This is a genomic window from Ruegeria sp. YKSF070 (genome assembly GCF_059612725.1).
Map to the genome: position 1 here is coordinate 1 of NZ_JBXWRD010000095.1, position 5,452 is coordinate 5,452.

The 5,452-nt window shown below is 62.4% G+C and carries 6 protein-coding genes; 5 read left to right on the forward strand and 1 reads right to left on the reverse strand.

Annotation, left to right across the window (positions count from 1 at the left end; translation table 11 throughout):
• Window positions 1-385 (forward strand): MlaC/ttg2D family ABC transporter substrate-binding protein (locus AC2FL1_RS23165; protein WP_496878491.1); only part of this gene is annotated, 385 nt, incomplete at its 5' end.
• Between the two features lie 22 nt (window positions 386-407).
• Here the strand turns inward: AC2FL1_RS23165 and AC2FL1_RS23170 are convergent.
• The gene (locus tag AC2FL1_RS23170; protein ID WP_496878492.1) at window positions 408-2,555 is read right to left on the reverse strand and encodes a transglycosylase domain-containing protein; all 2,148 of its coding nucleotides are present in this window, start codon (window positions 2,553-2,555) and stop codon (window positions 408-410) included.
• Window positions 2,556-2,809: 254 nt separating this feature from the next.
• Here AC2FL1_RS23170 and AC2FL1_RS23175 point away from each other — a divergent pair, with 254 nt between their 5' ends.
• From AC2FL1_RS23175 to AC2FL1_RS23190, 4 genes are all read left to right on the forward strand, one after another.
• On the forward strand, window positions 2,810-3,148 hold the full coding sequence (locus AC2FL1_RS23175; RefSeq protein ID WP_496828496.1) for a P-II family nitrogen regulator: 339 nt from the start codon (window positions 2,810-2,812) through the stop codon (window positions 3,146-3,148).
• A 35-nt stretch (window positions 3,149-3,183) separates the two neighbouring features.
• Window positions 3,184-4,512, forward strand: coding sequence for an ammonium transporter (locus AC2FL1_RS23180; protein WP_496828498.1), 1,329 nt, complete (start codon window positions 3,184-3,186; stop codon window positions 4,510-4,512).
• A gap of 106 nt (window positions 4,513-4,618) precedes the next feature.
• A complete protein-coding gene (locus AC2FL1_RS23185) occupies window positions 4,619-5,128 on the forward strand; it encodes an RrF2 family transcriptional regulator (protein WP_496878493.1) in 510 nt (169 codons plus the stop codon).
• 5 nt (window positions 5,129-5,133) lie between these two features.
• Window positions 5,134-5,452 (forward strand): hypothetical protein (locus AC2FL1_RS23190; protein WP_496878494.1); only part of this gene is annotated, 319 nt, incomplete at its 3' end.

A 5,452-nucleotide genomic window follows, 5' to 3' on the forward strand; every position in this document is an offset into this window, starting at 1 on the left:
GATCATGGCGCGCTATGCGTTGGGGCCAGACGCACGCACCGCCTCTCCTGCGCAGCTGCGGTCCTTTACCCAAGCGTTTCAGGGTTACATCTCGCGCAAATATGGCAAACGGTTCCGCGAGTTCATCGGCGGTGAGGTGACCGTCAAGACCGCGCGCAAGATCAAGGCAGGTTACGAGGTCAAGACCTCGGTCAAGCTGCAAGGTCAGGCCCCGTTTGACGTGACCTTTCTGGTTTCGGACAAATCCGGCAAGGACAAGTTCTTCAACATGTTCATCGAAGGGGTGAACCTGTTGTTGACCGAGCGCACCGAGATCGGCTCGATGCTGGATCGACGCAAGGGCGACCTGAACGCGCTGATCCGCGATCTGGCCAGCGCGGGGTAACCCCGCGCCCGGCCCGGACCGGTCAGTTCCCGAACAGATCCCGCAGCAACTGATCAACCGCTTGGCCGAACCCACCCTTGGGTTCTTGTGGTTTGGATTGGGCAATCGGTTTGGGCTGGCGTGGCGCCTGCAACGGCAACGGATTCACAGGGGTGCCCTCGTGTACACGGATCATGGTCTCGTGCCAGATCTCGGCGGGCAATCCGCCACCGGTCACCCCCTTGAGCGGCGTGTTGTCGTCGTATCCCATCCAAACACCAGCCACATAGTCGGCAGTGAAACCGATGAACCAGGCGTCGCGCGCAGCCTGAGTGGTGCCGGTCTTGCCCGCTGCGGGGCGCCCCGGCAACGCGGCGCGACGGCCCGAGCCTTCGGAGATCACCTTTTCCATCATCCAGATCAGCTGCGCGGCGGCGTCCTTGTTGATCACCCGTTCGCCGATGCCGGTTCCCGTCGCCATCAACACCTCGTTCTCGCCCTGCAGCCGCAGTTCGGTCAGACCGTAAGGTTCGACCGAAGAACCGCCGTTCAGGATACCGGCATAGGCGCCGGTCATCTCGATCAGCGAGCTTTCCGAGGCGCCCAGTGCCAGCGCCGGACCCGCAGCCAGATCGCTTTCTATACCGAAATCGCTGGCCACCTTGCGCACATTGTCCAGCCCCATCGCCTCGGCCACCTTGACCGCGGGCACGTTCAGCGAGTCCTTCAGCGCATCGGCCAGCGTGACTCGGCCATAATGCTTGTTGGTATAGTTCTTGGGGCACCATTGCCCCGATCCCGGAATGTTGATGCAATAGGGTTCGTCCACAACGGTATCGAGCGGTGAATGCCCAAGTTCCAGCGCCGTCGCATAGACGAACGGCTTGAACGAAGAACCGGTCTGCCGTGCAGCCTGGGTGGCGCGGTTGAACGCGCCCGTTACCCTTGTATCGCGCCCACCGACCATGGCGCGCACCGCGCCATCGGCGGACATCACCACGATTGCGGCCTGCGCCTTGGACCCGTCGCGCACCTTTTCCTGAAACACAAAGCGCATCGCCTCTTCGGCCGAGGTCTGGATACGTTGATCAAGCGTGGTGCGGATGATCACGTCTTCGGTTGTTTTGCCGCCGAAATAGTCGGGCAGCTCGCTCATCACCCAGTCGGCGAAATAGCCCCCCGCCTGGGCAGCGGCGGCCTCGGACAATCGAGCGGGGTTGTTGCGGGCGTCATCGGCCTGAGCCGCGGTCAGGTATCCCTGCTCTTCCATAAGCGCCACCACGACGCGCGCGCGCTCCTGCGAACGCGTCAGGCTGTTGGTGGGCGCATAGCGGGTCGGCGCAACAAGAAGCCCGGCCAGCATCGCCGCTTCGGCCGGGTCCACCTGCGCTGAGGATTTGCCAAAATAGCGCTGGCTGGCGGCCTCAAAACCACGCGCACCAGCACCCAGGAAGGCACGGTTCAGATAGATGTTGAGGATCTCGTCCTTGCTGTACTTGGCCTCCATCGCGAGGGCATAGACCGCCTCCTTGGCCTTGCGCCACAGCGAACCGCGACGGCAGTCGGATTCGTACTCCGCTTCGGATTTCCATTCGTCGGGATCAAACGGTACCCCCAGGCATAGAAGTTTCGCGGTCTGCTGGGTGATGGTCGAGCCGCCGTGGCCTGACAGCGGTCCGCGCCCCTCGCGCAGGTTGATGCGCACGGCGCTGGCCACCCCGCGGGGGCTGATGCCGAAGTGGTAGTAGAACCGCTTGTCCTCGGTCGCGACGACCGCGTTCTTGAGATGTGGCGAAACGGTATCAGTGGTGATCACCCCGCCGAACTGATCGCCGCGCCAGGCAAAGACATCTCCCTCGCGGTCGAGAAGTGTGACCGACCCGCGCGCGCGCCCGTCCAGCAATGCGGTCACGTCAGGCAGGGTCGAATAGACCAACGCCACGGCCAGACCGATCAGCAGCATCACGATCATCCCGATCCGCCAGGCAAAACCCCAGATCAGGCCGAAGATCCAGCCAAAGAACCGCCCGATCCAGCCCAGCGGGCCGCTGCGACCGGGGCGTTTAGGAGGTGGCGCCTTGCGCTTGGGCGCGGGCTTTCTCTTGGGCCCGGTCTTGGCGGCCGGTTTGCCCTTAGTCTGGTATCGCTTGTCCGCGACAAGCTGCGATTTGCGACGCTTGGAATCCGTCATGCCATTCTGCCCGGTCTTTGCCTGTGCCGCACCATAGCGCGGGCGAGCATGGCTGTTGAGGTGTGTTTTTCCCGATCTTCCCCTTTAATCAACGATTATTTTTTGTGCATTCGTGCGCTGATGTGCAAAAAATGTGCAACTTTCCACGATTCCGACCCCAATTTCGCCGAGATTTCGTTCCGAAAACACTTCTGACGCTGTCTTTCTGCAAGTGCAAACACGCCGGATGCGCCGGCTGAACGAAGGGGAAAGACGTGAAACTGATCATTGCAACGATCAAACCGTTCAAGCTGGACGAGGTGCGCGAAGCGCTGACCGAGGCCGGCATACGCGGCATGATGGTCACCGAGATCAAGGGCTTCGGCACCCAGTCGGGCCATACCGAGATTTATCGCGGCGCGGAATACACCGTGAACTTCGTGCCCAAGATCAAGCTGGAACTGGTCGTCGCCGACCAGATGGCCGAGCAGATCGCCGAAACCATCGCCCGCACCGCCCGCACCGGCAAGATCGGTGACGGCAAGATTTTCGTCCTCGACGTCGAGCAGGCCCTGCGCGTGCGCACCGGGGAAACCGACGACGACGCGCTGTAAGCCGACCGTCAGAACCATCCAGGGGAACCAAAGCCATGACGCTTTTCAAGACACTACTTCCGGCGGCAGCGGTGATCGCGCTGCCCACGCTGGGCCTGGCCCAGGAGGCCGCGGCGGACACGACACCGCCGAACGAGGAAATCGGTTATATCTTCACCACTTTCATGTTCCTGGTCTCGGGCTTTCTGGTCATGTGGATGGCCGCGGGCTTTACCATGCTCGAGGCCGGGCTGGTCCGGCAAAAGAACGTGACCATGCAGCTGACCAAGAATATCGCGCTGTTTTCGCTGGCGGCGCTGATGTATTACCTGATCGGCTATAACCTGATGTATCCGGGCGACGGCTGGTCGATCGACGGTGTTCTGGGCGCCTTCTCGCCCGCCGCGATGGAACCGGTGGGCCTGGCCGATACCGAGACCGACCTGACCTATGCCTCGGTCGGTTCCGATTTCTACTTTCAGCTGATGTTCTGTGCCACCACCGCCTCGATCGTGTCGGGCACGCTGGCCGAGCGGATCAAGCTGTGGCCCTTCCTGGTCTTCGTGCTGGTTCTGACCGGGCTGATCTATCCGATCCAGGCTTCGTGGAAATGGGGCGGCGGTTTCCTTGACGGTGCGGGCTTTCTCGACTTTGCCGGCTCGACCGTGGTGCATTCGGTCGGTGGCTGGGCGGCGCTTGCCGGTGCTCTGATCCTGGGTCCGCGTCTGGGCAAGTACAAGGACGGTCGCGTGATCCCCTTCATGGGTTCGAACCTGCCGCTGGCCACGCTGGGCACGTTCATCCTGTGGCTCGGCTGGTTTGGCTTCAACGGCGGCTCGCAGCTGTACATGGATACCGCCGGGAACGTCGCCGATATCAGCCGCATCTTTGCCAACACCAACACCGCCGCTGCCGGTGGGGCCATTGCGGCGCTGCTGCTGACGCAACTGCTCTACAAGAAGGTCGACCTGACCATGGTGCTGAACGGCGCACTTGCCGGTCTGGTGTCGATCACCGCCGAACCGCTGACCCCAGGACTGGGCTCGGCCACGCTGATCGGTGCCGTGGGTGGCGTGATCGTGGTCTTTGCCGTGCCCTTCCTTGACCGGCTCAAAATCGACGATGTGGTCGGCGCCATTCCGGTGCACCTGATGGCCGGTATCTGGGGCACGCTCGCGGTCTGCCTGACCAATGGCGACGCAAGCCTGGGCACCCAGCTTTATGCCATCATCGTGGTCGGTGTGTTCACCTTTGTCGTATCGGGTGTGGTCTGGTTCATCCTCAAAGCGGTCATGGGCATCCGTGTCAGCGAAGAGGAAGAGATCAACGGGCTCGACATGGCCGAACTGGGCATGGAGGCCTATCCCGAATTCTCGAAAAGCTGACCTTCCTTCCTCACCATTGGTGAGACCTTGCCCGGGCCATCGTGCCCGGGTCTTTTTTGCGCCCGACACTTGACAAATAAATTACGGATATTCTTTATCCGTTTTTATGAAACACACCGAAGGACTGGAATGGGCGGCGCATGCCTGTAGCCTGCTGGCCGCCCTGCCACCCAATACATCCCTACCCGCGCGGTTGCTGGCCGAATTCTTCGACCTGCCCGAGCCCTATCTGGCCAAGCAGATGCAGAAACTCTCGGCGGCGGGCATTGTCGAAACCCGCCGCGGGCCGCGCGGCGGCTATGCCTTGGCCCGCGCCTCGGCCGACATCACGCTGTTGCAGATGGTGCAGGCCATCGACGGCGAGACGCGGCATTTCACCTGTACAGAACTGCGCCGCTGCGGGCCCAGCGGGGTCGAGGATTCGCAATACCTGCGCCCCTGCGGCATCGCCCGATCCATGTGGCGGGCCGAGGCGGCGTGGCGGCGCGAACTGGCCGCTGTGACGCTGGCCGATATCCTGAAGATGGGGATGCAGGACACCCCACCGGAACAGGCCGCCAAGGCGCTGGCCTGGTTCCAAGACAAACTTTCGCAAGACACGACCGCCAAGGAGTAGGCGCCATGATCGCCCGCAAGATTCACCGCTGGAACGGGGCGCTTTTCGCCGCTTTCCTGCTGCTGCATTTCATCACCCACCTGTCCGGGCTATGGGGGGTAGACGCCTATAACGCCACCCAGGACGCGTTGCGCCTGATCTATCGCAACCCGGTGGTCGAACCGCTGGTTCTGGCCTCGGCGCTGGTGCAGATGGGACTGGGCCTGAAGCTGCTGATCGCCCGTGTCCGGCGCGGACTGCGCGAGCCATGGGCACGGGCACAGGTCATTTCGGGCGGGATGGTGCTGTTTTTCATGACCGAGCACCTGATCGCGCTGGTATTGG